Genomic DNA, 24,028 nt, shown 5'->3' with positions numbered 1-24,028 from the left:
AACAGACGACATGCATAAAGCCCCGGCAAAGCGCATCTTGCACCCATACCAAGGCATTCGATCAAATCATGCGGATGATTGCTGGTTTAAATCCTTAGAGGAGGAACCAGGCAGCGGCGCAGATCAGAACAAACAGAACGGTCGCGGAGAAGAACCCACCCGCGAAAAAACCGAACGCCATGGAAGCCAGGAGTGCGACAACCGCTACTGTGCCCCATTTGAACATGCCCATGAAACCAGCATAGGTTTTATCATGCTCGGTATAATCCATTGGCGCGCCAAGTTCGGCCGGGGCCGTATTATGATGTTCTGCCATGTTTAGTTCCACCCATTGAGATATTTTGTCGAAGTCTAGACAGAATATCCGCAATCTTCAATGCACTACATCACAGTCAAAGGCCATTTAGAGCAACGGCTTCTTCGGTGGCTGTCGTCATCACTCGTTCCGCATCAAGCGGCTCCGCGATCCAGATAGCTTTTATTTTGGAAAATTGCCAGATTTAATTCTTTAAAGAAACTTTCAAAATGAATTTAATAATAAAAGGAAATTATCATAAATAAATCTGAGGTGAGTGCCTTATCAGGCACCCAGCCCGGTATATTTTGCTGTCGGCATGATCGTAAGCGGTCCGACACCATTGGTCATGCTACTAAACATGGCACGGCGTTCGTGCGGCTGCGATTTGAAAAATGGGAAACGTACGGCAACTGCATCGCGGATATTGCGAATAGGCGCTGCACCTAGCCCGACCTTGATACCATAGCCTTCATGCTCGCGAGCTTCCGCCATAACGGTCGTGCCGAAAATACGCTTATAGAACGCCATATGCTCCGGCTTCACCGATGCAAGACATTGATCCGCTTCAAAATATTCAGAAGCCATCGCAGCGATGCGTAGCGTGACATAGGGGATTGCCGGATATTCGCTCAACAATTCCGGGTCAGCTGCAAAGCGTGTCGGATCGACGAAGCTCATACCGCTGTTGAGCAACGGGTCAAGAATATCGGGAAAAAGCGCATAACTTGTGCCGCGACGATGGTCAGGCGTTATGTGATGAATACGCAGCGTACTCACAAGCTGCCCATCGATATGAATGCCAAACACGAAAGCATGGCTATCGCGGTCAATATCATCGACAATCGATGGCACTGCCGCTTCATGCATTACATTCGCAGTTCGATAGGACCGATAGCGCAGACGTCCAATCTCTTCGAGATCTTCCGCATGAACAACGCGTCGATATTCCACCCGATCCAGAAACTGCAATAGCTGCCGCGCGAAATTAGATAGTGGCGGTTGCCCACCAGAGACAGCTTCATTACTCATTCAAATTGCATCCGCACCCCGTCAAATCACTGCGCAGAATAAGGTGCTTTATAAGCGTGTAAAGGTGAAAGATTGAGTTTTTATCACTTGTCGATGACATAAACTCTCATTGGCTCGGTCAAGCCTTCAATCGAGCATTACCGGCAGTTGTATAAATGAGAAATGGCCGCACAAGCGGCCATCCCAAATAGCAATTCGAACTATTCCAACTCGTTGGCCAGCGACTGAAACATATGGATTGTTTCATCCTTCACCGCAGCACCATCCACGTTGTAATTTGCATAGGCTGACGTTTTGACAATCACCACATGCTTGAGCGGATTGACGTAGATAAACTGGCCATAAATGCCAACACCGACGAAATCGCCCTGCGGCTCGGCTGGTATCCACCACTGATAACCGTAACCATAGGCGACTTTTCCATCGGGCATAGGACGACCAGGCATCAGATGGGGAGCATCTGGGGTGACTGAATCATGCACCCACTGGGTCGGCACAATTTGCTCACCGCGATAATTCCGCCCCTCGTTCATATAAACCAGACCGAAGCGCGCAAAATCACGAAGAACAGCATTCAAACCACCAGCGGCAACGACTTCACCCGTTGAATCAGTCAGCCAGTAGGCATCTGCTTCAGCTCCGAGCTTCGACCAAAGCCGCTTTTCGAAATATTTCTGAAGAGGAACACCCGTGGCACCTTCCAACACCATCCCCAGCACCTGCGTATCCGCTGAGACATATTGATTGACCGTTCCTTGCGGGCGCTCATTTTTAAGATGCGCGGTGAAGTCAATCACCGAGCCCGTCAATATCTGAATGATGTATCTGACGATATCTGAATTTAAATCACCATAGTTTTCGTTAAATCCAATGCCTGATGACATCTGGAGCACGTTTTTTACCGTAACGCCTTTATAACCACCCTGCGCGAGCACGGGGGCATATTGATCAACAGTTTCATCGAGCTTGATTTTGCCATCAGCAACAGCATTACCAATCAAAAACGAAACAAAAGACTTTGACAGAGACATCGCAATCGATTGCGTGGCTTGAGTATTGCCGCGGGCATACTCCTCATGAATGATGTTACCGTCTTTGAGAACGATAAAGCCGGTGGTGTCTGTCCTCTTGAGAAACGCGTTAAGATCACGCGCTTCACCCTTATAATTATAGGTTTCAGGTAAAGGCCTCTCGGTGACTGGCAACGTACTTACATCCGCCGGATGCGCCACCTGAACTGAACTATAGTGCTTATAAAGATTGCGAAAATTAGCGTCGATCACATCAGGCTTAAACGTCTGCGCATACTGATATACTGCCCAATATTCGTGGATTTTTTTCCAGAAAATCGCAGCTCCTCCAGCCGACAAGACAATTACAAAAATCAACATATATAATAAATAGCGAAAATAACGCCTCATGTTCCCACTCTTATAAATAAAAAGAATAACGAGTATCTATCAGATTCAGACGTGTTCAGAAAATGACACGCTTATATCATCATTCTTCTATGGTTGCTGAAAGTCACTATATATTGCGGGGTGCATTTTTAAAAAATTATAAAAAGTAACAGGACAGAGCATTTGCAAAGATATTTTGTAAGTCGAACCGACTTAGGCCACACGACCCGTGTCGTGATGGACAATAGCTTTCGCAGTTGATGAACGGATTTCATCCGCTGGCATTGGCTTGCCCATGAGATAGCCCTGCACCAGATCGGCACCGGCGGCAACACGGATCAACGCCAGTTGCTCCTCCGTTTCCACACCCTCGACTGTAACGGCTAGGCCCAACTCATGCGAGAGCTGCGTCACGCCACGTAACAGCATGAGAGAGCGCCGATCTGTGGTAATATCCTGCACAAAAGAACGATCAACCTTAACCTTTGTCAAAGGAAGGCTGTTCAGATAGCTGAGGCTGGAATATCCTGTTCCAAAATCATCAAGCGCGATATTGATGCCTGCATTTTTAAGACGCTGCAAAACAAGCGAGGTCTGGTTGCGGTCGGCAATAATCGCGCTTTCGGTTACTTCCACTTCCAACTGCCGCGCAGGAAGCCTCGATTTTTGCAAGGCATTCGCGATAACCCGGGTAATATCGCTATTTTTCAGATCGATTGCAGACAGATTGACTGAAACCCCAACGCGATCACCCCACGACATGCAATCTTGACATGCCTGATCGAGCATAAAACTCGTAATCTGCGAAATAATTCCAATTTCTTCAGCAAGGGGAATAAACTCAGCAGGTGAGATCGGACCAAGTTCTGCATGATTCCAACGTGCGAGCGCTTCATAAGCAACCACGCGCAATGATTGCGCACTGACTATCGGCTGATAAACGACCTTAATCTCACCATTCGCAATCGCTTGTCTCAGATCAGCTTTTAACTTCTGACGTCCGCGATATTTGGTGTCCATCGCACCAACAAACAGCGCCCACTGCCTGCCCTCTTCGCTCTTTGCTTCATAAAGCGCGAGGTCAGCGTTCATATGCATGCTGGCAATATCACATTTTTCAACGCTTTCAGTGGCAATACCCGCGCTGATTTCGATGTGAACCTGATCACCTTCCAGATCATAAGTACCGCTTGTAATGGAGACAATATGCTCCATCACCGGATCAACTTCATCTTCACTGTTCAGGTCAAAAACAAAAACGACGAATTCATCGCCACCAAAGCGGGACGCGACATAGCGCTGCGGATCAAGCGAGTTTAAGCGATCAGCAAAAAGCCTGAGAAACATATCTCCGACGTGATGTCCCAGCGTGTCGTTTACATGCTTGAAATGGTTGATATCGATAACGATCAACGCGGCCAGCGTGTCTTTATCTTTGTGTGCCAGCAGCGACCGGACCATCGTTTCAAAATAGTTTCGATTAGGAAGCCCGGTTAATCCGTCAAAGCGCGCCATATGCTGAATGCGCACTTCCGATTCAACGCGCAGCGTCACATCTTCAAACATCAGCACAACGCCAGCATTTGATGTCTGATTTGAAACACACTCAATATAGCGGCTATCAGCAAGTTGAAAAATATCGCGCGACTTACGACCTGCTAGAAGGTCGTGCATACGCAGACTGATATTTTTAAGATCGTTATGTGGAAATAATCCCTGGCGAAAACAGTAACGCAGCAAAACCTCTAGCTTGCGTCCCCGTAGCTTCGTGTGCTCTGCAATTTTCAGCAGTGCCTTAGTTTTATGATTGATAACAGCAATACGCTGCTGAGCATCAAACATAAGCAAGCCTTGCGGCATATTATTAAGAGCAGCATCAAAACGGCTGGCGACGACGGATAAGCGCCTCTTGCCCATGACTGCCGCAAACAGAAACTCGCGCAGTCCATTCGCCATCTGAATATTGGACAAAAAATACGGGATCAGCAGCAAACCAATCACAACGTGAAAGGGAGTCCCCGCAAGAATAAGGCCTGCAAGTACCGGCAGCAAAGTACATGCTGACATCAGTATCACAGCTTTCGCCGAAGCATAATTGCGCCCAACAATCGATACCACAGAGGCAAGCAGGATCGTCAGGCTGGCAAGCTCTGCGAAGGAGTCTCGTAAAATATAGCTTGAAAAAAAGCACAACATACCGAGTGTTGCGCAAACCAGAGAAGCTCCAACCAGGTAGCGCGCTTCCCATTTGTCCAGATCTTCATGAGAAAGGTTGCCAAGCTTTGCCTGGTCAAATTTGTGCATGTCATAAAGGCGACCGATGGCGACAATCGTAAAAAAACCAGCAAAACCGAGAAAACGCCAGTCCGCTGTTTTTACATAAATTACAACACACGCCACAACATGGGCGAGCAAGCCAAACCATAACGTTGTTCGATTGCCATAAAGCGATCGCAAAAAAGATAGCCGCACATCGGTGGGCATATCAGGTTGAAGGCTTCGCCACATCTGTTTAATCGTACCCCTTTCATAAGGGCTACTATGCCACTAATCACTTAAAAATACCTTTCGCAGAACTAAACCACAAGCTGTCATCGTAACAATCAGCAGCTGTATTCTGTCATCCATATAGATAAATACAGCGCTTAGGCACTTAAGCAGTAATACAACTCTGAGGATTTATTTCTGCTTGTTCAGACTATTCAAAAAAGTCAGCATATTCTAACAGAAGAAACGCTTCATTTTTAGCGACGCCGGCGTTTATCGCTAAAATCTCTCGAATCCTTAGTTACAAGCCCTAATTTGGTGAAACTTTCAGACGAAGAAAAATACTGAGTAGTTATTGGGCGCCATTCGATCCATGAGAAAAAACCACCCTTGATTGTATCAGTCAATTTCACACACACCAGCGCACCCCACATGCAATCCGTAAGAATTGCTCGATAGATTTTTTAGACCGCTCCTACGCACTAAGTAGGGTTTGACGTTTTTTTTGCACGTCCGATCCATTCTCCAACAAATTGCCCATTGATTCGCAGATTGCGCAGCGCTCCTCGGCGCATTAAATATGGCGAAATCAGAAGCCTCCGCTGGAATCCTCTCGACTATGTCAAAACATCCTCGCCCGCTCATCGCCGTCCCCACCGATGTAAAGCCGTTCGAAAACTACGTCTGGCACTCAGCTCCTGAACAATATCTTGCGGCAGCGATTGATGTTGCAGAAGTCACGCCGCTTCTCGTTCCAAGCTTTGGCGACAAGATCGATATTGAGGCCATTCTAAATGGCGTAGATGGTCTGCTGGTGACTGGCGCGAAATCCAACGTCAATCCAGAGCTTTATGGCGTCGAACAAAGTGCGGCTTTCGAGCCATATGATAATGCGCGTGACGCCACGTCGTTGCCGTTGATCCGTGCCGCGATTGAAAAAGGCGTGCCGGTTCTGGCCATCTGCCGCGGCATTCAGGAGTTGAACGTGGCTCTGGGTGGCACATTGGCGACCGAAATTCAGGAGCTGGAAGGTCGAATGGATCATCGTGCGCCAGAAGCCGCCACTCAGGAAGAGCGCTTTGCAATCCAGCATCCAATCAAAATTGCACCTGATTCATGCCTTGCCGAGATTCTCAAGTCCGACAGCGTGAAGGTCAATTCCGTTCACCGTCAGGCAATCGACAAGCTGGCACCAGTCCTGGCGGTTGAAGCAATCGCAGAGGACGGCACGATTGAAGCCGTCTCTGTCAAAAATGCAAAGGGCTTTGTGGTTGGCGTTCAGTGGCACCCAGAATATTGGGTTCAGACGGACGCACCATCACGCAAGATTTTTGAAGCATTCGGTGAAGCTGTGCGCGCACACAAGGTACAGCGCACCGCTTAAGGCGAATCCCGAAACGGGTGAAACGGTTTTCGGATAAGATGTGCGTTGAAATAAACGTCTAGAGCGCCGATCTGATCCAATCAGATCGGCGCTCTATATTATCAGGCTTTCTTCAGATTAGCCGTTTCCGGCACGGGCGTCAGTGCTTCGCCCTTGTCGAACCATGAAATCAGATTGTCGATCACAAGATCGGCCATGCCCTGACGGGTTTTTTCGGATGCCGAGCCGATATGCGGCAACAGCACCGTGTTCGGCGCATCAAGAAGCGCCTGCGGCACGTTCGGTTCATTGGCAAAAACATCAAGGCCAGCAGCGGCAATCGTGCCGTTCTTCAGCGCCTCTGCAAGTGCCGCTTCATCCACGACCGAGCCACGGCCAATATTGATGAGAACACCTTCCGAGCCAAGTGCGTTCAGAACTTCCGCATTGACCGCCTTCTCAGTTTCAGCACCACCGGGTGCTACGAGAATAAGCGTATCAACCGCCTTCGCCAATTCAAGCAGGCTTGGATAATAGGCATAGCTGACATCATCAGACTTGCGGCGATTGTGATAGGAAATCGGCAGGCCAAATGCTTCGACGCGATGGGCGACGGCTTTACCAATACGTCCAAGGCCGAAAATACCGACCTTACGACCTCGCAGCGACAGTTTTGAGAGCGGATAACGGCCCTGCTTGACCCAATCACCTGAGCGTAAAAACTCCTGCGATTTAGACAATTCGCGAACCGTATCGATCAGCAGACCAATGGTCGTATCGGCCACTTCGTCAGTCAGCACATCAGGCGTATTTGTGACCATGACGCTCTTGGTGGCCGCGTGTTTCGCATCCACCGCATCATAACCAACGCCGAAATTACCGATGATTTCAAGATTCGGCAGCGCATCAATCAGGCCAGCATTTACCGTCGACATGCTCGCAATGCCTTTAACATCACCAGCCCAGCTTGCTTCAACCAGCGCAGCATCACCCTTGGGAATGCGTTTGACCTTGAACTCACCCGACAGCCGCTGCACGGCATATTCGTTAAAATTACCGAGCACCAGAATGGTCGCTTCACGTTGGGTCATGCCAGCTTCCTTATGTTCATGCAAAAATAAAGCGAGCCAGGCAAATGGCTCGCTTATTGAAGAAAAGTTCAGAGGTTTTTAGGCTTCGATGTAGATTGCCGGATGTGAAGTTCCGGCTTGATCAGTTCCTGATCATGCGAAACCTCCACACCATTTAATTGATCAAGTAGCGCGCGAGCCGCACGGCGACCCACCTCCCGCTGCCCGTTCCAGACAGTCGTCAATGCTGGCGTCGCAATCGCTGCTTCTTCCAGATCGTCATAACCAGTCACGGAAATATCTTCGCCCGGCACAAGACCAGCGCGGGCGATACCATTCATCAAACCAATGGCAGAAAGATCGTTCCAGCATACCGCTGCTGTGGGCTTATCTTTGAGCGCCAAAAACTGTGGCGCTACTTCAAAACCAGCCTGCTTGGTACGCGGACCTGCAATACGCCATTCCGGCTTCACTTCCAGTCCGGCCTTCTGCATCGCCTGCAAATAGCCCTGATAACGATCACGACCTGTCGAGGTTTGATCGGTACCACCGATCATCGCAATGCGCGTATGACCAAGTGAAATCAGATGATTGGTGGCAAGGCCAATACCGTAAGCATCGTCACCACGGAAAACAGGCGCATGAACGCCATCCACATCACGCGCAATCAGCACAACAGGCAAACCATTGTCTTCCGCCAACTGAATATCTTCAGGTGGCGTGCCAATTGCTGGTGACATAATCACACCATCTGCACCGAGTTGCAGCAGTGTATCCATAAAGGTGCGCTGCTTTTCCAACTGGTCATAATGGTTGGATAGAATGAAGGTCTGGCGCGAGCGATCCAGTTCGGTTTCGATGGAGCGCAGAATTTCGGCAAAGAACGGGTTCATAATGTCATGAACCACAACACCGACAATGCCGGAGCGTGAAGTGCGCAAGCTCGCAGCACGACGGTTATAAATATAACCAATGGCGCGGGCATGCTCTTTGATTTTCTCACGGGTTTGGTCGGCAACAAGCGGGCTGTCGCGCAATGCCAGCGAAACGGTGGCCGTCGAAACACCAAGCGCATCTGCGATGGTCGATAGCTTGATTTTCTGAGCCAAGTCGCCTCCCCGAAATGATCTTGCATCAATCACAACGGGAATCGCTTCAGATCATTTCAAAGAGAGAAGCGGACATCCCATTTCAATTGGTTATGCCATTGCAATCATTGAATTGAAAGTTTTTTCAGCGCGGCTTTATGGCCTTACACTCATTCCACATCATCATCATCAACAACTTCCTTGTCCAACTCGTCGGGCAAGCGCACAGCACCGCGTGCATTGAGGTTGTTTTCCATGCGGCCAAGCATCTTGAGAAAAGCCTTGCGCTCTTTCTTATCAAGACCTTTGAGCATGTCTTTTTCAGTCTTTTTAATCGACTTCTCGATGATCTTGATGGCCTCGATGCCCTGCGGCGTCAGATAGACATGCGACTGGCGCTGATCGGTCTCAGACGCCCGCTTGACGACAAAACCCTGACTTTGCAGCCGTGTAATGGTTTTCGTGATGGTCGGCGGACGCACACCGAGACGTTGCGCCAGAACACCGGGCGGCAAACCATCTTCGGATGCCAGTTGCAGCATTACTGCATCCTGACCGGCATAAAGCCCCAATTCGAGAAGACGTGTGGCAAGCACTGTCCGTGTGAGCCGTGCTACCGATTGCATCCGGTAGAGCATCACTGCCTTGTTGTCCTTGCTCATCGCCACCTCACCCTTGGTCATCCGACTAATAAAGTGCAATCTATAGTAAGATATTGTCTGACATATGAAGCCGCAAGCACCTGCAACATGTTAAGGTAAACATTGCAGCTGCAAAGTAACTTTGCCGCAGCAAATAAAATTTCGCGGCTAACATTGCACGTCTTTGACACATGCGAAACGCAAATGTCGGAATCTGACCAATGGTTGCTGTTTTAATCGATCAACATTAGGCTGATGCCCGATAGTTTAAGAATATTCAGCACGGAGAAAAACATGACCGACCTGCGCGACCAGAACAGCGACATGATTGTCGTCCTGCCACTTGGCGCTCACGAACAGCATGGTCCTCACCTGCCCTTTGAAACAGATACAATCATTGCTGAAGGCATTGTCGCGCGTGTCAACGAAGCACTCCCCGCTAATCTGAACGTCAACTTCCTGCCCGCACAGCCAGTCGGCTATTCCATTGAACATATGGATGTCGAAGGCACGCAAAGCCTCGCCTTTTCGGAAGCGGTCAATCAATGGATTGGTATCGGCGAAAATCTCCATGCAGGCGGCATCCGTAAGCTCGTCATGCTCAATGCCCATGGTGGCAATTCACCGCTGATGACAATCGTTGCAACCGAGCTGCGCACCCGCCTTGATATGCTGGCTGTTGCCACAAGCTGGACACGGTTCGGCCTGCCAGAAGGACTAATTGCACCAGAAGACAAAGCGCTCGATATTCATGGCGGTTTCATTGAAACATCAGTGATGCTGGCACTGCGGCCCGATCTGGTCGACATGTCAAAGGCTCAAAACTTTTTAAGCAAACAATCCGACTTCGCAAAAGAGTTCAAACATTTGCGCGCCTATGGCCCGCATGCTTTTGGCTGGAAAATGCACGATCTCAACGTACAAGGCGTTGCAGGAAATGCCAGTTCTGCAACTGCCGAAGCGGGCGAGAAAATCCTAGGCCATGCGGTTGCAGGCTTCATCGAACTCTTGCAGGATGTGGATCAGTTTGACCTTGCACGCTTTACGCCGGAAGTGTTGGCGAGAACGTGATTGGAGTGGATGTTATAATATAGCATTGCATATAGCATTCCCGGATACCTTCCCTTATATGAAATACCCGATCTGAAGCCTTACTGGTGCGCATTTGCGCGACCGTAAAAAGGCAGCAACGCAAGAGGCATGAACAATGAGCCAGGCTGAAGCCCAAACTGAGGACAAGTTGACCACAGAAGCAGCCCGCATTCCCGTTACCGTTCTGACCGGATATCTGGGCTCGGGTAAAACCACGCTTCTCAACCGCATTCTTACCGAAAATCACGGCAAGCGTTATGCGGTTATCGTCAACGAATTTGGCGAGATCGGCATCGACAATGATCTGATCGTCGAGTCGGACGAAGAAATCTACGAAATGAACAATGGCTGCATTTGCTGCACCGTGCGCGGCGATTTGATTCGCGTTGTGCAGGGCCTGATGCGCCGCCCGGGTCGTTTTGATGCGATTATCGTCGAAACCACCGGTCTTGCCGATCCGGTTCCTGTCGCGCAGACATTCTTCATGGATGACGATGTGCGCGCAAAAACGGTTCTCGATGCCGTTGTGGCACTTGTCGATGCCAAGCACCTTCCGCTGCGCCTGAAAGACAGCCGCGAAGCCGAAGACCAGATCGCATTTGCTGACGTCGTTCTGATCAACAAGACCGATCTTGTAACACCAGAAGAACTGGCAGCTGTTGAAGCCACTGTTCGTGCGATCAACCCGCATGCAGTCATTCATCGCACCGAACGTTCTTCGATCCCGCTTGACCGCGTGCTTGATCGCGGTGCCTTTGACTTGAAGCGCGCGCTGGAAAACGATCCGCACTTCCTCGACCATGATCACCCGGATCACGTTTGCGGCCCTGATTGTGATCACGACCATGGACATGATCATCACCATCATCATGGGCACGATCATCATCACCACCACGATCATGAACATACCTGCGGCCCGGACTGCAACCATGACCATGGGCATGATCACAAACACGATCACGGGCATGAACATGGGCACGACCACCATCATCATGACCACGCATCGCCGATCCATGATGTGACTGTAACTTCGGTTTCGCTTCGTTTGGGTGAAGTTGACCCGGCAAAATTCTTCCCATGGATTCAGAATATCACCCAGACACAGGGTCCAAATATTCTGCGCCTCAAAGGCATCATTGCGTTTAAGGACGACCCGGACCGTTACGTGGTTCAGGGCGTGCACATGATCATCGAAGGTGATCACCAGCGCGCATGGAAACCAGAAGAAAAGCATGAAAGCCGTCTGGTCTTCATCGGACGTGAACTGGATGCGGCTGAACTCAAAGCTGGCTTTGAGAACTGCCAAGCCCAGTAAGATTAGCAAAGTAAAATTGGACACTGATGCCTACAGTTGCCCCACTCGACCTTGACGGTCATTGCCTTTACGCCCGTTTTATCAAAGGCGTTCCCTTCTTTGCTCTGGCCGATGGAACCATCCATCGGCTGGATAACGGCCACCAGACCAGCGAGGCGCATGACGGTTTGCTGAGTGCAACGCTGTCTTTTGACGGCAAGTCGCTGCTCACCGGCGGCGAGGATGGACGCGTCTGCCAAACTGCATCGGATGGCACGGTCACAGAGCTTGCCAAAGTTCCACGCAAATGGATGACGGCGATCGCGAGCGGCCCAAGCGGGACTGTTGCTTTCGCCTCGAGCCGCTCGGCATGGGTGCGCACATCAAACGGCAAAGTGCAGGAATATCCGCAAGAACGCAGCGTTGAAGGCATTGCCTTTGCGCCAAAAGGCCAGCGTCTGGCAATTGCGCGCTATAATGGCGCAACGCTGATCTGGACAGGCACTGAAGCAAAACCTGTGGAGCTGGAATGGAAAGGCGCGCATATCGGTGCGATCTTCTCGCCCGATGGCCGTTTCCTGATCACATCGATGCAGGAAAATGCGCTGCATGGATGGCGATTGGAAGACAGCAAGCACATGCGCATGACCGGCTATCCGGCCAAGGTTAAGGATTGGTCTTGGAGCGCGAAAGCCAAGTGGCTTGCAACCTCTGGCGCACCGGCGGCAATTGTCTGGCCATTTGCTGGCAAAGACGGCCCGATGGGCAAGGCACCGCTGGAACTGGGGCTTCGCGGCGACAGCATGGTTACGTCCGTCGCCTGCCACCCAGTCGAAGATATCACCGCCATTGGTTATAATGACGGCATGGTGCTTCTCGTGCGCTTTGAAGACCAGAAGGAAGTTCTTCTGCGCCGCCCCGGCAAGGATGCAATCACCAGCATGGGCTGGGACGATCACGGAACACGTCTCGCCTTCGGCTCTGAAACGGGCGACTGTGGCGTCATCGATATGACAACCACCTGACAAACATAGTCAAATAAAAAAAGGCCCCAAACGGGGCCTTTTTTATTACTTCGCTTTCATCGTGACCGTTGGACCACCATCGGGACCAAGGGATGCCACCCATTGGCTGATAGCCGACGCGTCCTTGTCACCAAGCATGTGATCTGCCTCAATCATGCGGGCATCAACCTTTGCGCCACCAGCGCGCAGCAGCGCTGAAAGAGCCGGGGCGAAAGGCGAATAAAGCTTATCTTCCTGCCCGGTAATCGTCAGAACGCGTGTCTTGCCGAGATTGGCAACCGATACATTATCCAGAACCGGCATTGAGCGCATTAACACAGCACGCTTCACCAAATCAGGGTGCAGCATCATGGTTGCTGCCAGCAGATTTGCGCCATTCGAATAACCAACGAATGTCGCATGTGGCAGATCAAGATCTTTCTCATCAGCAAGGCGTGTGAGGAAGGTCACAAACGCATTGGCTTCGAGTTTTACATCTTTCTGGTCAAACTTAACGGGTGTTATGCGCTTATACCAGCGCGTGCCACCATCCTGCAGCACGCGACCACGGACGCCGAGAAGCGTAGCACGTGGCCAGATTTTTGATGCCATAGGAACGAGGCTGGCTTCATTACCACCTGAACCGTGCAGCAGAACAATCACTTCATTGGAGGCGTTTTCAGGCTTATAAAAACGATAGATGAACCGCTTGCTGCGCGAGAAATTCTGTTCCGGCGTCGTTTCAACATCCATTTTCTTGTCACGCATTGTTACGCCCTCACCCAGCCGGGGAGTGCCAGTTTCATCTTTCATAGAAGCGGAAATGCCGTTTAGCACCATGCCTTGTGACTTACTCACAACCTTGACAGGCATGAGCTCACCCTCTGCGAAAGCAGTGGTGGTTGTTGCTGCGAGCGCCATCATTATGGCGGCTATAAACGTCTTCTTTACCATAAGCTCAACTTGCCACTTATATGTTAACGAAGGTTTTAAGGCAGCCCCCCGGATCCCATTAAGACCCGTGCCAATTCAATTTACGCGGTGCTCTTAACAACAGAGATTTAGCAAGAATGTGACGAAAACACGGAAGATTACAATCTGTCACATTACTGTTACACTTATTTTGCCTATCAACATCGCGTGAGGCATAATTGGGTGGCAAAAAAATCATTCTTTTGACGTGTTTAGAGCGAAAACTGCCCTAACTATAAAAAATTATTCTGGCGGAGAAAATTTCGATATGAGCAGCTTCAAGCCTGGCCGTTTTTCATCTGCCCGCCTCAATTCAGGCGATGTGACGCCTAAAAGCCTTTATCTGCGTCGACGTGAATTTCTCATCGGCGCTGGCGCAATCGCTGCGACGGGCTTTGCTTCTGGCGCTTTTGCCGATCCACTGAAGGCAGCCGCTTCGGCCTATAAGGTTGATGAGAAACTCACGCCAAAGGAGTCAGTCACCACCTATAATAATTTCTATGAGTTCGGCACTGACAAGAGCGACCCTGCCGCCAATTCAGGAAATTTCAAACCGTTGCCATGGCGTCTGAAAGTCGATGGGCTGGTCAAACAGCCAAAAGAATTCGACATGCAGGAGCTGATCGCCAAGATGCCGCTTGAAGAACGCATCTATCGTATGCGTTGCGTCGAAGCATGGTCGATGGTCATTCCGTGGATCGGCTTTCCGCTGGCGAGCCTGCTCGCGCAAGTCGAGCCACTCGGTTCAGCCAAATATATTGCATTCACAGGCGTTGTGCGCCCTGAAGAAATGCCTGGCCAGAAGGGTCTGTTTCAGGCGCTGAACTGGCCCTATGTCGAAGGTCTACGCCTTGATGAAGCCATGCACCCGCTGACTCTTCTATCGGTCGGTCTCTATGGTGAGACATTACCAAACGCCAATGGCGCGCCTATCCGTCTTGTTGTGCCGTGGAAATATGGCTTCAAAGGTATCAAGTCGATCACGAAGATCAGCTTCGTGGAAAAACAACCGCCGACATCATGGCAGCAACAGGCAGCGAATGAATATGGCTTCTATGCCAATGTGAACCCGGACGTCGATCATCCACGCTGGTCACAGGCTACCGAACGCAGAATTGGCGAAGGTAGCTTCTTTAGCGCCAGCCGTCGCCCGACCTTACCGTTCAACGGCTATGGCGAAGAAGTGGCATCGCTTTATGCGGGCATGGATTTGCGGAAAAACTACTGACATGGTCGCCAAATCCCGCTCAGCACGCGTTAATGGTCTGAAAATCTGGGGTCTCTATGTTCTCGGACTGATCCCCGCTGTGTGGACTTTTTATCTTGCCGCAACCGACCAGCTGGGCGCTGACCCGATCAAAAGCTTCGAGCATACGCTTGGACTATGGGCACTGCGGTTTCTAATTCTGACCCTATTGGTCACACCAATCCGTGATGGCACCGGCATAAGCCTGCTGCGTTATCGCCGTGCGCTTGGCCTTTTAGCCTTCTATTATGTGCTGATGCATTTCACGGTCTACATGGTGCTGGATCAGGCGCTGAATATTTCGTCCGTCATCGCCGATATTGTGAAACGACCATTCATTACCATCGGCATGATCAGCCTCGTGCTGCTGGTGCCTTTGGCGCTTACCTCGAACAACTGGTCTATCCGAAAGCTTGGACGGCGATGGGTTACGCTGCACAAGCTGGTCTATATTGCCATTGCAGGCGGTGCGATTCACTTTTTGATGTCAGTCAAAAGTTGGCCCGCCGAGCCCGTTATTTACGCCGGGATTGTCACAATGCTTTTGCTGTGGCGCGTGGCGCGTCCATTTTGGAAGACAGGCAAACAAACAAAGCGCTCACGTGAAGCTGCACTAATATTAAAGAAATAAGTTGCAGCAGCTTTGTTTAAATAAACTCTAATCTATCAGATAAATCTGCTTTCCCACAGGATAAGCGATGACATTGAACTGCAAATCATGCCAGTATCGCCCCGTCATTGATAATTGAGACGGCAAGCGAATACGGGATATCCATGTCATCTATCTTGAAATCCAAACCCGTCCGCTTCACGGCCAAGTTCGTCTTCGTCTTATTCGTTATACTCTTTGCAATCTGGTCCAGCTTTGCAATGTGGTTTCAGCTGCCCTTTGGCAATGCTATGCGCGGCTCAATCATTGTTGCGTGGCTGGCGATCTCGCTTTGGGTCATTGCTGGTGAACGCCAGTTCTATTGCCGCCGCAAGCGTCTGTTTTTCTGTCTGCTTGCGCTGATCTTCCTTGGCTGGTGGGCAACGATCCGCCCTTCACTCGACCGAATCTGGGCACCCGAAGTCGCCCGCACCGTGACGGGCAAAGTAGAAGGCAATCAGGTTACGCTCTATAATGTGCGTGATTTCGACTGGCGCACCGTCAACGACTTCACACCTGTCTGGAAAGATGAAACCTATAATATCGACAAGATAACGTCGGTAGACCTTTATCTGTCCTACTGGACGGGTCCGGCCATTGCCCACACATTGCTGTCGTTCGGCTTTGAAGATGGGCGTCATGTTGTGTTCTCTGGCGAAATTCGTAAAGAGCATCACGAAAGCTACTCGGCAATTGGCGGTTTCTTTCGTGAGTTTGAACTGGCCATGATCGCAGCCGAAGAAAGCGACATTATTTTCCTGCGCACCAATGTCCGCAAAGAAGATGTCTATCGGTATGAAATCGATCTTCCGCCAGCAGCGGCGAGAGAACTATTTCTGTCTTATGTTGAAGAAGGCAACCAGCTCGCTCAAAAGGCCAAATTCTACAACACAGTGACGACCAACTGCACGACCATTATCTTCCAGATGGCGCGGTTTCTCGATCCGGGCATCCCGTTCGATTACCGCATTCTGCTTTCCGGCTATCTGCCCGGCTACCTCCATGATCATGGATGGCTCAAGAACGTTGACGGCACTACCGAAGAAGCCCGCCAGCGTGCATCTATTGATGCGAAAGCACAGGCAGGGGATCGCGAAGGCTATTCGGAGCGCATTCGCCAATAAAAAAACCCCGCTTGCGCGGGGTTTCAAATCAGCAACTGAGATCAATTAGATTGCAGCAGTGATGATGATTTCGACTTTGTAGTCAGGTGTTGCAAGTGCTGCTTCACCGGTCGCGCGTGCTGGTGTGTTGGCCTTATCGACCCAGCTGTCCCAGACTGCATTCATTTCTGCAAAGTCTTTCATGTCTGCAAGCCAGATGATCGCCTGAAGGATCTTCGACTTGTCAGAACCGGCAGCGGCCAGCAGACGATCAACTTCAACCAGAACTGCCTTGGTCTGATCGGTTACGCTTGCGCCTGGCTCACCAACCTGGCCAGCAAGATAAACGGTATTGCCGTGAACAACGGCCTGGCTCATACGTGGTCCGACTTCGATACGACGGATGCTCATGGTGAACTCCTCTCATGACTGCTGCGGATATATCCGCTTGTAAAAATGGTGCAGGTTCTTATGAAAGCACCCGCCCGCTTTGGCAATGGCTGAGACGCATATAGTATTGAGAATTATTGCCGGGCGATTGACTCTTTGCACCCCTTTCCCTATAAGCCGCTCCACGTTCGCCCATAAGGGTCAATGGATGGTTTTTGCTATCCTTCTTTATGGGAAAAGAACTCGCTCCTGTTCAATAGAGCTTGGTCCTGAAACGTGAATATCGATTTCAGACACGACCTGCTCGTCGAAAAGACAGAACCAAGAAGGGCCGCACACCGCGGTATTAAATAAATGAAGCGTACTTTCCAGCCATCCAATCTCGTCCGCAAGCGTCGCCACGGCTTCCGTGCACGTATGGCAACTGCTGCCGGTCGTAAAGTTCTTGCTGCTCGCCGTTCGCGCGGTCGCAAGCGGCTTTCCGCTTAATCTTTTCCCGCGCGACCAGCGCGGTGATTAAAGATATGAAAAAGCAGAAACAAATACTCCGCCTTCGCAAGAGAGCGGAGTTTTTGTCTGTCAGGAATGGTGAAAAACGGCGTGGTCCACTGTTTCTTTTAGAAGTCCGGGAACGGACAGAAGAAGAATCTGCGGCTGCCAAAATCGGCGAAAAGCCCCGCGCAGGCTTCACTGTCACCAAGAAAAACGGCAATGCAGTTGTACGCAATCGTATCCGTCGCAGGTTGCGAGAAGCGGTTCGTTGTCACGTGGGGAGTGACATGGCGCTCTCGACCGACTATGTCATCGTAGCACGCGAGCAAGCACTTACTGCGCCCTTTTCGCAACTGACCGCAGAACTCTCCAAACGCATTAAAGCCAAGGATGATCGGCGGGGCGAAAAGAAACGCCGAACGGAAAGACCGGAATCAGGACCCGTCGATGGAAAATAATCGTAATTTCTTCATAACCATTGCCCTGTCCATCCTCGTATTAACGCTGTGGCAAGTATTCTATCTGGGACCGAAAACGGAAGCCCAGCGGGAGCAGACACGCATTGAGGAACAGCAGCGCCAGGCCCAGCAAGCCACTCAAAGTGGTCAGGGCAGCGCTCAGGGCGATACTCCACAGATGCCTGGCACGTCCGGCGCAATTCCCGGCCAGCATGATGGTGCAGCCGCAGGCGGCACTCTGACCCGCGAAGCCGCTGTTGCTCAGTCGCAGCGCGTGGACATTGACACCGTATCGCTGCGCGGTTCGATCAATCTGACCGGCGCACGCCTCGATGATCTCTATCTCAAGAAGTATCATGAGACCGTTGACGACAAGTCGCCTGAAATCGAGCTGCTTGCTCCATCGGCGCTCAAGCAGGGCTATTTCGTAGAGCTCGGCTTTACCGGCAACGACGCGACCGGACAGGTTCCGGGCCCGAATACCGTCTGGACGGTTGAAGGCAACAACAAGCTCACCTCATCGACGCCTGTTACGCTGACCTATACCAACGACAAGAATGTGACTTTCAAGCGCGTCATCTCGGTTGACGATGCTTACATGTTCGCCGTTGACGACACGATCACCAACAACACCGGCACGCCAATCTCGCTTGCATCTTATGGCCGCGTTACCCGCTTCAACCAGCCAGAGCATGCAAGTGCGACTTACGTTCTCCATGAAGGTCTGATCGGCGTCATGGGTCAGGACGGCTTGCAGGAAATCAAGTATTCCAAGGTCGAAGACGACAAGGACATTTCGTTCAAGGACGTCACTGGCGGTTGGGTCGGCATCACCGACAAATACTGGGCGGCAACACTCGTTCCGCCACAGGCTGAAAAGTTTACCGCTCGCTTCTCGCACTTCACCGACGGTCGCCCACGCTACCAGTCTGATCTTCTGAGCGCTCCGGTTACCATCGATGCTGGCCAGTCGCAGACGATCAAGAACCACGTGTTCGCTGGTGCGAAGGTTGTTCAGGACATCCAGAACTACGAAACAAAGCTCGGCATCAAGCAGTTCGAACTGCTGATCGACTGGGGTTGGTTCTACTTCATCACCAAGCCGATGTTCTACCTCATCGACTGGATCTACAAGTTCTCGGGTAACTTCGGCGTGGCCATTCTGGTTGTCACCGTTCTGCTCAAGGGCCTGTTCTTCCCGCTTGCTAACAAGTCTTACAAGTCGATGGCCCGCATGAAGCTCGTGCAGCCAAAGATGACGGAAATCCGCGAGAAATATGCGGATGATAAGATGAAGCAGCAGCAGGAAATGATGCAGCTTTACAAGCAGGAAAAGATCAACCCGCTTGCAGGTTGCTGGCCAGTTCTGGTTCAGATTCCGGTGTTCTTCGCGCTCTACAAGGTTCTCTACGTCACCATCGAAATGCGTCATGCGCCGTTCTTTGGCTGGATTCATGACCTTGCGGCACCAGATCCAACATCCATCTTCAACCTGTTTGGTCTTCTGCCATATGCAGTGCCTGCGTTCCTCATGATCGGCGTCTGGCCAATCATCATGGGCATTACCATGTTCCTGCAAATGCGCATGAACCCGACGCCTCCGGATCCAACACAGGCGATGATCTTCACATGGATGCCGATCATCTTCACGTTCATGCTGGCATCTTTCCCAGCCGGTCTCGTGATCTACTGGGCATGGAACAACACGCTGTCGATCCTCCAGCAGGGCTTCATCATGAAGCGTCAGGGCGTCAAGATCGAATTGTTTGACAATCTGAAAGACCTCTTCAAGCGAAAGCCGAAAGAGGCCAAGAAATAAAACGTAAAAAGCCCCGCCTCTGCGGGGCTTTTTTTGTGCTGCATCATGCTCAGCGGTTGACAATGCAGCGCGTAACCTTGATGCGTGTATTCTTTAGAGTACACGATCAGGAAGACAACATTGAGCGATCAGGATAAAAAGCTGGCAGCAGCCCAGTTAGCAGCAGATGCGACCCGCGCAGCGCACGCAGCCTTGGTCGAAGAAGGCCGCCTGCTGTTCAAGAAGTCGTGGATCTTCATCCGTGGCGTGCCTTCCATGAAGTTTCTTCCACTGGAAGGCCCTGTTGAGATTGCCTTTGCCGGACGTTCCAATGTCGGCAAGTCATCGCTGATCAATGCGATTGTCGGCAAAAAGGCATTGGCGCGTACATCCAACACGCCGGGCCGCACACAGGAACTCAACTACTTTGTTCCCGATGGCTATTCCGGCGAGAATGGTGATCTGCCGCCGCTCGCACTCGTCGACATGCCGGGCTATGGCTTTGCCGAAGCACCAAAGGCCCATGTGGATGCATGGACGCGCCTCGTGTTTGATTATCTGCGTGGCCGCACGACATTGAAGCGCGTCTATCTCCTCATCGACTCGCGCCATGGCATCAAGAAAAACGATGCCGAAGTACTCGACCTGCTCGACAAGGCCGCCGTGTCTTATCAGATCGTGCTGACCAAAATCGACAAGATCAAAGCCGCTGGCATTCCACGCTTGCTTGAAGAAACCCACGCGCTCACGAAAAAGCGTGCGGCCTGTTTCCCCGGCATCATCACGACGTCATCGGAAAAGGGCCTCGGCCTTGATGAATTGCGCGCTGCGATAGCGCTTGTAGCAAAAGAATAGGCATCTGGCCCTAATCAGCTAGGGCAGACATCCGACTGGTTGTTTAGCCCCTGATTGAGCTGCTCAAATTGCGTGGTGGTTTTCGAGCCATCACGCGTGATACGCACCACATAGATGCTGTCAAAATCAGTGCCATCCCACTTGGGAACTGTGGTTTTGTCACCGCCCTCAGCCTTCAGAATATTTCGAGCCAGCTTCACAATCTGCTTGTGCTCCCAGCCGACCAGAACGGTGGCATCTTTATATTCGGGCTTCTCGAGCGCATTCTGCAACTTGGCTATGTCCTGATACCCAAAGCTTGTATCAACCGGCATGCCGAACTTTATCGCCGTTGGTTCAACGGTTGCGAGCGGTCGATTATAGGCATAGTGAGCGCCTTTATCCTCCTTCAGCTCGGCAGGGTTGGGCGCAAAAATAACGTCGGGTTTACCAAATTCTGCCTCTACAACGGCTGGCAATTTGAGTGCGCGATTAAGCCCCCGGCAATTGAGCTGCCCCAGCCCCTGCTCCGGCTTTTCACCATGTCTGACCATAACAATGGTCTCGGTCGTCGGGGCGGCCTGAGCGACACCTAAGCCTACAAGAGAAATAAGCGCCGTGAAAATTATTCGCTGCATGAAATGCTCCATTCAAAAAGTGATTGTTGGCGCTTCATCATGGCTTTTAATGCGGTGGTTGCGATCAAGCCGTTCAAATAATCGCGAACAAAAAACGGAAAACCGTTTTACAGAGCGGCGCATATTGCTTAGAAAAGCCTGCCTCTCTTGCCCTGTCGCCAGCCATGGAGCCCGCGATGACGACTCTTGAAAATCCTGAAATGCAAGCGCAACTCCTTTCCGCAGCCCTGCCCTATATGCAGCGCTACGAGAATAAGAATGTCGTGGTGAAATATGGCGGTCACGCCATGGGCAACCCGGAACTCGGCAAAGCCTTTGCCCGCGATATTGCGCTGTTAAAGCAATCAGGCATCAACCCAATCGTTGTGCATGGCGGTGGCCCACAGATTCAGGCGATGCTGACCAAACTTGGCATTGAATCACGCTTTGAAGGTGGCCTGCGCGTCACCGACGAAAAGACGGTTGAAGTGGTGGAAATGGTTTTGGCCGGTTCCATCAACAAGGAAATCGTCGCCCTCATCAATGCCGAAGGCGAATGGGCTATCGGTCTGTGCGGCAAAGACGGCAACATGGTTTTCGCGCGTAAGGCGCACAAGACCGTCATCGATCCTGATTCCAACATCGAAAAAGTGCTTGATCTCGGATTCGTCGGCGAACCGGCAGAAGTTGACCGCACGCTTCTCGATCTGCTGGCGCGCTCCGAAATGATCCCGGTTATTGCGCCTGTGGCACCGGGTCGTGATGGGCACACTTACAACATCAATGCCGATACGTTTGCAGGCGCTATTGCTGGCGCACTGGCTGCAACACGTCTTCTGTTCCTTACCGATGTTCCCGGTGTTCTCGACAAGGACAAAAACCTCATCAAGGAACTCTCAGTTGCCGATGCGCAGGCGCTCATTAAAGACGGCACGATCTCCGGCGGCATGATTCCAAAGGTCGAAACCTGTATCGATGCAATCCGTCGCGGCGTTGAAGGCGTTGTCATTCTCAACGGCAAGACACCGCATTCGGTTCTGCTTGAACTGTTCACAGAACATGGTGCTGGCACACTGATCGTGCCTTAACAACATGACTAATCAACCCGAAGCCTCGGCCTTTGCTCACGTCACCGACTGGGTATTTGACCTCGACAACACGCTCTATCCGCACGCCGCCGATCTGTTTTCGCAGATAGACGTGCGGATGACGAACTATGTCGAAAAACTGCTCAATCTGCCACGCGACGAAGCACGCAAGATTCAAAAGCAGTTTTATCTGGAATATGGCACCACGCTTAAAGGCCTGATGGAATGCCACGAAATCGACCCGGACGATTTTCTCAAGCACGTCCATGACATCGATTACACATGGCTGACACCCGATCCGGCACTGGGAGCAGCAATCCGCGCCCTGCCCGGTCGTCGATTCATCTTCACCAATGGTGATCGCGGTCATGCAGAGCGCGCCGCCCGTCAGCTCGGCATTCTCGATGATTTCGATGATATTTTCGACATTGTTGCCGCTGGCCTAACGCCAAAGCCTGAACGTGTCACTTATGATCGTTTTCTCGGCGCTTTCGGAATTGATGCGCAAAAGGCTGTGATGTTCGAGGATCTGGCGCGCAATCTCGTTGTGCCAAAGACACTCGGCATGAAAACCGTGCTGGTCGTGCCGAATAATTTTGAGCCGACATTCTCCGAGATTTGGGAGAGCGATCCCGCATTCACCGATCAAGTCGATTACGTCACCGACAATCTGACGCAGTTTCTGCAAACCGTAAATGCAGACCGATAGGCAATTTACCAGCCTTGAAAAACGTATTGATAAGGCGGCTCATCGCCTTCTCGACAGCTTGCCACGTCATCGCATCAGCGATGCGCTGATTGAGTTTCTGGTTTTCGGATTAAAACAGGCATGGGCCTGCCTGTTTGGCGGCGCGATACTAGGCCTCATCATCCTTACACGCTGGTTCTGGCCAGAAGGTGGTGCGGGATTTATTACCCGCTACGATTTCCTGTTTCTGTCCGCCGTTGTGATTCAGCTTGGTATGCTCGTTTTCAAGCTGGAAGCTTGGGAAGAAGCCAAGGTCATCGTTATTTTCCATATCGTCGGAACAGCGATGGAAATATTCAAAACCCATGCTGGTTCGTGGATTTATCCAGAGGAAAACTTCTTCCGCATTGGCGGTGTACCGCTCTTTTCCGGCTTCATGTATGCAGCCGTCGGCTCCTATATGGCGCGTATCAATCGCATCTTCGACATAAGGCTCAATACTTATCCGCCGCTTTGGACGACGATCGTGCTGGCGGCTGCGATCTATATCAATTTCTTCGCCCACCACTTCATCTGGGATATGCGCTGGGTGCTTTTTGCAGCCACCTTCGCGCTCTACTGGCGTACAACGATGCATTATCGCGTGTTTCGCTTTCGGCATAAGATGCCACTGTTGATTGCGTTTCTGCTAACATCTTTGTTTATCTGGTTTGCCGAGAATATTGGAACATGGTCTAAAGTCTGGCTTTATCCAAACCAGCGAAATGGCTGGGAACTGGTTTCTCTCAGCAAGCTTGGCTCTTGGTATCTGCTCATGATTATTTCCGTTGTGCTGGTGACATTCGTTCACCGTCCACGCGAATATTCAGAAAACGAAAACGCCCGGTCGTAACAAACCGGGCGCGCTGGAAGCTCAGATCGAAGAGA

Annotated in this window: 24 protein-coding genes; 14 read left to right on the top strand and 10 right to left on the bottom strand. The window is 51.1% G+C overall.

Annotated elements, in window-relative coordinates; genetic code table 11:
- Positions 1–94 precede the first annotated feature (94 nt).
- The 4 genes from J2782_RS00205 to J2782_RS00190 form a co-directional block, all read right to left on the bottom strand.
- The gene (locus J2782_RS00205; protein WP_250038640.1) at positions 95–316 is read right to left on the bottom strand and encodes an aa3-type cytochrome c oxidase subunit IV; all 222 of its coding nucleotides are present in this window, start codon (positions 314–316) and stop codon (positions 95–97) included.
- A 264-nt stretch (positions 317–580) separates the two neighbouring features.
- Positions 581–1,327 carry an N-acyl amino acid synthase FeeM domain-containing protein gene (locus J2782_RS00200; RefSeq protein ID WP_310009605.1) on the bottom strand — a complete coding sequence of 249 codons (747 nt, stop codon included), beginning with the start codon at positions 1,325–1,327 and terminating at the stop codon, positions 581–583.
- A gap of 200 nt (positions 1,328–1,527) precedes the next feature.
- Positions 1,528–2,748 carry a serine hydrolase domain-containing protein gene (locus tag J2782_RS00195; RefSeq protein ID WP_310009604.1) on the bottom strand — a complete coding sequence of 407 codons (1,221 nt, stop codon included), beginning with the start codon at positions 2,746–2,748 and terminating at the stop codon, positions 1,528–1,530.
- Between the two features lie 192 nt (positions 2,749–2,940).
- Entirely contained in the window at positions 2,941–5,235 is a 2,295-nt protein-coding gene (locus J2782_RS00190) for a putative bifunctional diguanylate cyclase/phosphodiesterase (RefSeq protein ID WP_310009602.1), read from the bottom strand.
- A 598-nt stretch (positions 5,236–5,833) separates the two neighbouring features.
- On the opposite strand from J2782_RS00190, the gene J2782_RS00185 reads away from it, so the two are divergent.
- Positions 5,834–6,598, top strand: coding sequence for a gamma-glutamyl-gamma-aminobutyrate hydrolase family protein (locus tag J2782_RS00185; protein WP_310009601.1), 765 nt, complete (start codon positions 5,834–5,836; stop codon positions 6,596–6,598).
- A gap of 101 nt (positions 6,599–6,699) precedes the next feature.
- Here the strand turns inward: J2782_RS00185 and J2782_RS00180 are convergent, their stop codons facing one another.
- The 3 genes from J2782_RS00180 to J2782_RS00170 all read right to left on the bottom strand — a co-directional run bounded on the left by J2782_RS00180 (position 6,700) and on the right by J2782_RS00170 (position 9,397).
- Complete coding sequence (locus J2782_RS00180) at positions 6,700–7,668, bottom strand: 2-hydroxyacid dehydrogenase (RefSeq protein WP_310009600.1); 969 nt, start codon at positions 7,666–7,668, stop codon at positions 6,700–6,702.
- A 68-nt stretch (positions 7,669–7,736) separates the two neighbouring features.
- Positions 7,737–8,756, bottom strand: coding sequence for a LacI family DNA-binding transcriptional regulator (locus tag J2782_RS00175; RefSeq protein ID WP_250038635.1), 1,020 nt, complete (start codon positions 8,754–8,756; stop codon positions 7,737–7,739).
- A 149-nt stretch (positions 8,757–8,905) separates the two neighbouring features.
- Positions 8,906–9,397, bottom strand: coding sequence for a MarR family winged helix-turn-helix transcriptional regulator (locus J2782_RS00170; protein ID WP_310009599.1), 492 nt, complete (start codon positions 9,395–9,397; stop codon positions 8,906–8,908).
- Positions 9,398–9,670: 273 nt separating this feature from the next.
- On the opposite strand from J2782_RS00170, the gene J2782_RS00165 reads away from it, so the two are divergent.
- The 3 genes from J2782_RS00165 to J2782_RS00155 all read left to right on the top strand — a co-directional run bounded on the left by J2782_RS00165 (position 9,671) and on the right by J2782_RS00155 (position 12,787).
- The gene (locus J2782_RS00165; RefSeq protein WP_310009597.1) at positions 9,671–10,447 is read left to right on the top strand and encodes a creatininase family protein; all 777 of its coding nucleotides are present in this window, start codon (positions 9,671–9,673) and stop codon (positions 10,445–10,447) included.
- Positions 10,448–10,583: 136 nt separating this feature from the next.
- A complete protein-coding gene (locus J2782_RS00160; protein WP_310009596.1) occupies positions 10,584–11,783 on the top strand; it encodes a CobW family GTP-binding protein in 1,200 nt (399 codons plus the stop codon).
- 26 nt (positions 11,784–11,809) lie between these two features.
- The gene (locus tag J2782_RS00155) at positions 11,810–12,787 is read left to right on the top strand and encodes a WD40 repeat domain-containing protein (protein WP_310009595.1); all 978 of its coding nucleotides are present in this window, start codon (positions 11,810–11,812) and stop codon (positions 12,785–12,787) included.
- A gap of 45 nt (positions 12,788–12,832) precedes the next feature.
- Here the strand turns inward: J2782_RS00155 and J2782_RS00150 are convergent, their stop codons facing one another.
- Positions 12,833–13,690 carry an alpha/beta hydrolase gene (locus J2782_RS00150; RefSeq protein WP_404989597.1) on the bottom strand — a complete coding sequence of 286 codons (858 nt, stop codon included), beginning with the start codon at positions 13,688–13,690 and terminating at the stop codon, positions 12,833–12,835.
- A 316-nt stretch (positions 13,691–14,006) separates the two neighbouring features.
- On the opposite strand from J2782_RS00150, the gene msrP reads away from it, so the two are divergent.
- From msrP to J2782_RS00135, 3 genes are all read left to right on the top strand, one after another.
- Positions 14,007–14,966 carry a protein-methionine-sulfoxide reductase catalytic subunit MsrP gene (msrP, locus tag J2782_RS00145; protein ID WP_310009593.1) on the top strand — a complete coding sequence of 320 codons (960 nt, stop codon included), beginning with the start codon at positions 14,007–14,009 and terminating at the stop codon, positions 14,964–14,966.
- Position 14,967: 1 nt separating this feature from the next.
- Positions 14,968–15,615 carry a protein-methionine-sulfoxide reductase heme-binding subunit MsrQ gene (gene msrQ / locus J2782_RS00140; protein WP_310009591.1) on the top strand — a complete coding sequence of 216 codons (648 nt, stop codon included), beginning with the start codon at positions 14,968–14,970 and terminating at the stop codon, positions 15,613–15,615.
- A 143-nt stretch (positions 15,616–15,758) separates the two neighbouring features.
- Positions 15,759–16,757 (top strand): Lnb N-terminal periplasmic domain-containing protein, encoded by a 999-nt coding sequence (locus tag J2782_RS00135; protein WP_310009590.1) that lies wholly within the window; start codon positions 15,759–15,761, stop codon positions 16,755–16,757.
- Between the two features lie 45 nt (positions 16,758–16,802).
- Here J2782_RS00135 and J2782_RS00130 read toward each other — a convergent pair whose 3' ends face one another.
- The gene (locus J2782_RS00130; protein WP_310009588.1) at positions 16,803–17,147 is read right to left on the bottom strand and encodes a RidA family protein; all 345 of its coding nucleotides are present in this window, start codon (positions 17,145–17,147) and stop codon (positions 16,803–16,805) included.
- Between the two features lie 333 nt (positions 17,148–17,480).
- On the opposite strand from J2782_RS00130, the gene rpmH reads away from it, so the two are divergent.
- The 4 genes from rpmH to yihA all read left to right on the top strand — a co-directional run bounded on the left by rpmH (position 17,481) and on the right by yihA (position 20,729).
- Positions 17,481–17,615, top strand: coding sequence for a 50S ribosomal protein L34 (gene rpmH / locus J2782_RS00125; protein ID WP_094505388.1), 135 nt, complete (start codon positions 17,481–17,483; stop codon positions 17,613–17,615).
- A 35-nt stretch (positions 17,616–17,650) separates the two neighbouring features.
- Positions 17,651–18,076 carry a ribonuclease P protein component gene (gene rnpA / locus J2782_RS00120; protein ID WP_250038627.1) on the top strand — a complete coding sequence of 142 codons (426 nt, stop codon included), beginning with the start codon at positions 17,651–17,653 and terminating at the stop codon, positions 18,074–18,076.
- Positions 18,066–19,895, top strand: a complete 1,830-nt coding sequence (gene yidC / locus J2782_RS00115) for a membrane protein insertase YidC (protein ID WP_310009586.1) — start codon at positions 18,066–18,068, stop codon at positions 19,893–19,895. Before rnpA ends, yidC begins: the two co-directional genes overlap by 11 nt.
- 120 nt (positions 19,896–20,015) lie before the next feature.
- On the top strand, positions 20,016–20,729 hold the full coding sequence (yihA, locus tag J2782_RS00110) for a ribosome biogenesis GTP-binding protein YihA/YsxC (RefSeq protein WP_250038625.1): 714 nt from the start codon (positions 20,016–20,018) through the stop codon (positions 20,727–20,729).
- A gap of 14 nt (positions 20,730–20,743) precedes the next feature.
- Here yihA and J2782_RS00105 read toward each other — a convergent pair whose 3' ends face one another.
- Positions 20,744–21,346 (bottom strand): hypothetical protein, encoded by a 603-nt coding sequence (locus tag J2782_RS00105; RefSeq protein ID WP_310009585.1) that lies wholly within the window; start codon positions 21,344–21,346, stop codon positions 20,744–20,746.
- A gap of 176 nt (positions 21,347–21,522) precedes the next feature.
- Between J2782_RS00105 and argB the strand changes: the two genes are divergently transcribed.
- From argB to J2782_RS00090, 3 genes are read left to right on the top strand one after another with little or no spacing between them, the layout of a single operon-like run.
- Positions 21,523–22,413 (top strand): acetylglutamate kinase, encoded by an 891-nt coding sequence (gene argB, locus J2782_RS00100; RefSeq protein ID WP_094505418.1) that lies wholly within the window; start codon positions 21,523–21,525, stop codon positions 22,411–22,413.
- Between the two features lie 4 nt (positions 22,414–22,417).
- Positions 22,418–23,122: a pyrimidine 5'-nucleotidase gene (locus J2782_RS00095; RefSeq protein ID WP_310009584.1), complete on the top strand. Its 705-nt coding sequence runs from the start codon at positions 22,418–22,420 to the stop codon at positions 23,120–23,122.
- Positions 23,109–23,993: a DUF817 domain-containing protein gene (locus J2782_RS00090; protein ID WP_310009583.1), complete on the top strand. Its 885-nt coding sequence runs from the start codon at positions 23,109–23,111 to the stop codon at positions 23,991–23,993. The genes J2782_RS00095 and J2782_RS00090 overlap by 14 nt, the downstream gene beginning before the upstream one ends.
- The last annotated feature ends 35 nt before the right edge of the window (positions 23,994–24,028 follow it).

It is taken from the genome of Brucella pseudogrignonensis (genome assembly GCF_031454375.1).
Lineage (GTDB): Bacteria > Pseudomonadota > Alphaproteobacteria > Rhizobiales > Rhizobiaceae > Brucella > Brucella pseudogrignonensis_A.
This window is presented reverse-complemented; position numbering and strand designations above follow the sequence as displayed.

What these genes read in the sequence shown, in the direction of transcription:
- J2782_RS00205 (WP_250038640.1), bottom strand. Translation starts at nt 316, where the DNA reads ATGGCAGAACATCATAATACGGCCCCGGCCGAACTTGGCGCGCCAATG.
- J2782_RS00200 (WP_310009605.1), bottom strand. Translation starts at nt 1,327, where the DNA reads ATGAGTAATGAAGCTGTCTCTGGTGGGCAACCGCCACTATCTAATTTC.
- J2782_RS00195 (WP_310009604.1), bottom strand. Translation starts at nt 2,748, where the DNA reads ATGAGGCGTTATTTTCGCTATTTATTATATATGTTGATTTTTGTAATT.
- J2782_RS00190 (WP_310009602.1), bottom strand. Translation starts at nt 5,235, where the DNA reads ATGTGGCGAAGCCTTCAACCTGATATGCCCACCGATGTGCGGCTATCT.
- J2782_RS00185 (WP_310009601.1), top strand. Translation starts at nt 5,834, where the DNA reads ATGTCAAAACATCCTCGCCCGCTCATCGCCGTCCCCACCGATGTAAAG.
- J2782_RS00180 (WP_310009600.1), bottom strand. Translation starts at nt 7,668, where the DNA reads ATGACCCAACGTGAAGCGACCATTCTGGTGCTCGGTAATTTTAACGAA.
- J2782_RS00170 (WP_310009599.1), bottom strand. Translation starts at nt 9,397, where the DNA reads ATGAGCAAGGACAACAAGGCAGTGATGCTCTACCGGATGCAATCGGTA.
- J2782_RS00165 (WP_310009597.1), top strand. Translation starts at nt 9,671, where the DNA reads ATGACCGACCTGCGCGACCAGAACAGCGACATGATTGTCGTCCTGCCA.
- J2782_RS00160 (WP_310009596.1), top strand. Translation starts at nt 10,584, where the DNA reads ATGAGCCAGGCTGAAGCCCAAACTGAGGACAAGTTGACCACAGAAGCA.
- J2782_RS00155 (WP_310009595.1), top strand. Translation starts at nt 11,810, where the DNA reads ATGCCTACAGTTGCCCCACTCGACCTTGACGGTCATTGCCTTTACGCC.
- J2782_RS00150 (WP_404989597.1), bottom strand. Translation starts at nt 13,690, where the DNA reads ATGATGGCGCTCGCAGCAACAACCACCACTGCTTTCGCAGAGGGTGAG.
- msrP (WP_310009593.1), top strand. Translation starts at nt 14,007, where the DNA reads ATGAGCAGCTTCAAGCCTGGCCGTTTTTCATCTGCCCGCCTCAATTCA.
- msrQ (WP_310009591.1), top strand. Translation starts at nt 14,968, where the DNA reads ATGGTCGCCAAATCCCGCTCAGCACGCGTTAATGGTCTGAAAATCTGG.
- J2782_RS00135 (WP_310009590.1), top strand. Translation starts at nt 15,759, where the DNA reads ATGTCATCTATCTTGAAATCCAAACCCGTCCGCTTCACGGCCAAGTTC.
- J2782_RS00130 (WP_310009588.1), bottom strand. Translation starts at nt 17,147, where the DNA reads ATGAGCATCCGTCGTATCGAAGTCGGACCACGTATGAGCCAGGCCGTT.
- rpmH (WP_094505388.1), top strand. Translation starts at nt 17,481, where the DNA reads ATGAAGCGTACTTTCCAGCCATCCAATCTCGTCCGCAAGCGTCGCCAC.
- rnpA (WP_250038627.1), top strand. Translation starts at nt 17,651, where the DNA reads ATGAAAAAGCAGAAACAAATACTCCGCCTTCGCAAGAGAGCGGAGTTT.
- yidC (WP_310009586.1), top strand. Translation starts at nt 18,066, where the DNA reads ATGGAAAATAATCGTAATTTCTTCATAACCATTGCCCTGTCCATCCTC.
- J2782_RS00105 (WP_310009585.1), bottom strand. Translation starts at nt 21,346, where the DNA reads ATGCAGCGAATAATTTTCACGGCGCTTATTTCTCTTGTAGGCTTAGGT.
- argB (WP_094505418.1), top strand. Translation starts at nt 21,523, where the DNA reads ATGACGACTCTTGAAAATCCTGAAATGCAAGCGCAACTCCTTTCCGCA.
- J2782_RS00095 (WP_310009584.1), top strand. Translation starts at nt 22,418, where the DNA reads ATGACTAATCAACCCGAAGCCTCGGCCTTTGCTCACGTCACCGACTGG.
- J2782_RS00090 (WP_310009583.1), top strand. Translation starts at nt 23,109, where the DNA reads ATGCAGACCGATAGGCAATTTACCAGCCTTGAAAAACGTATTGATAAG.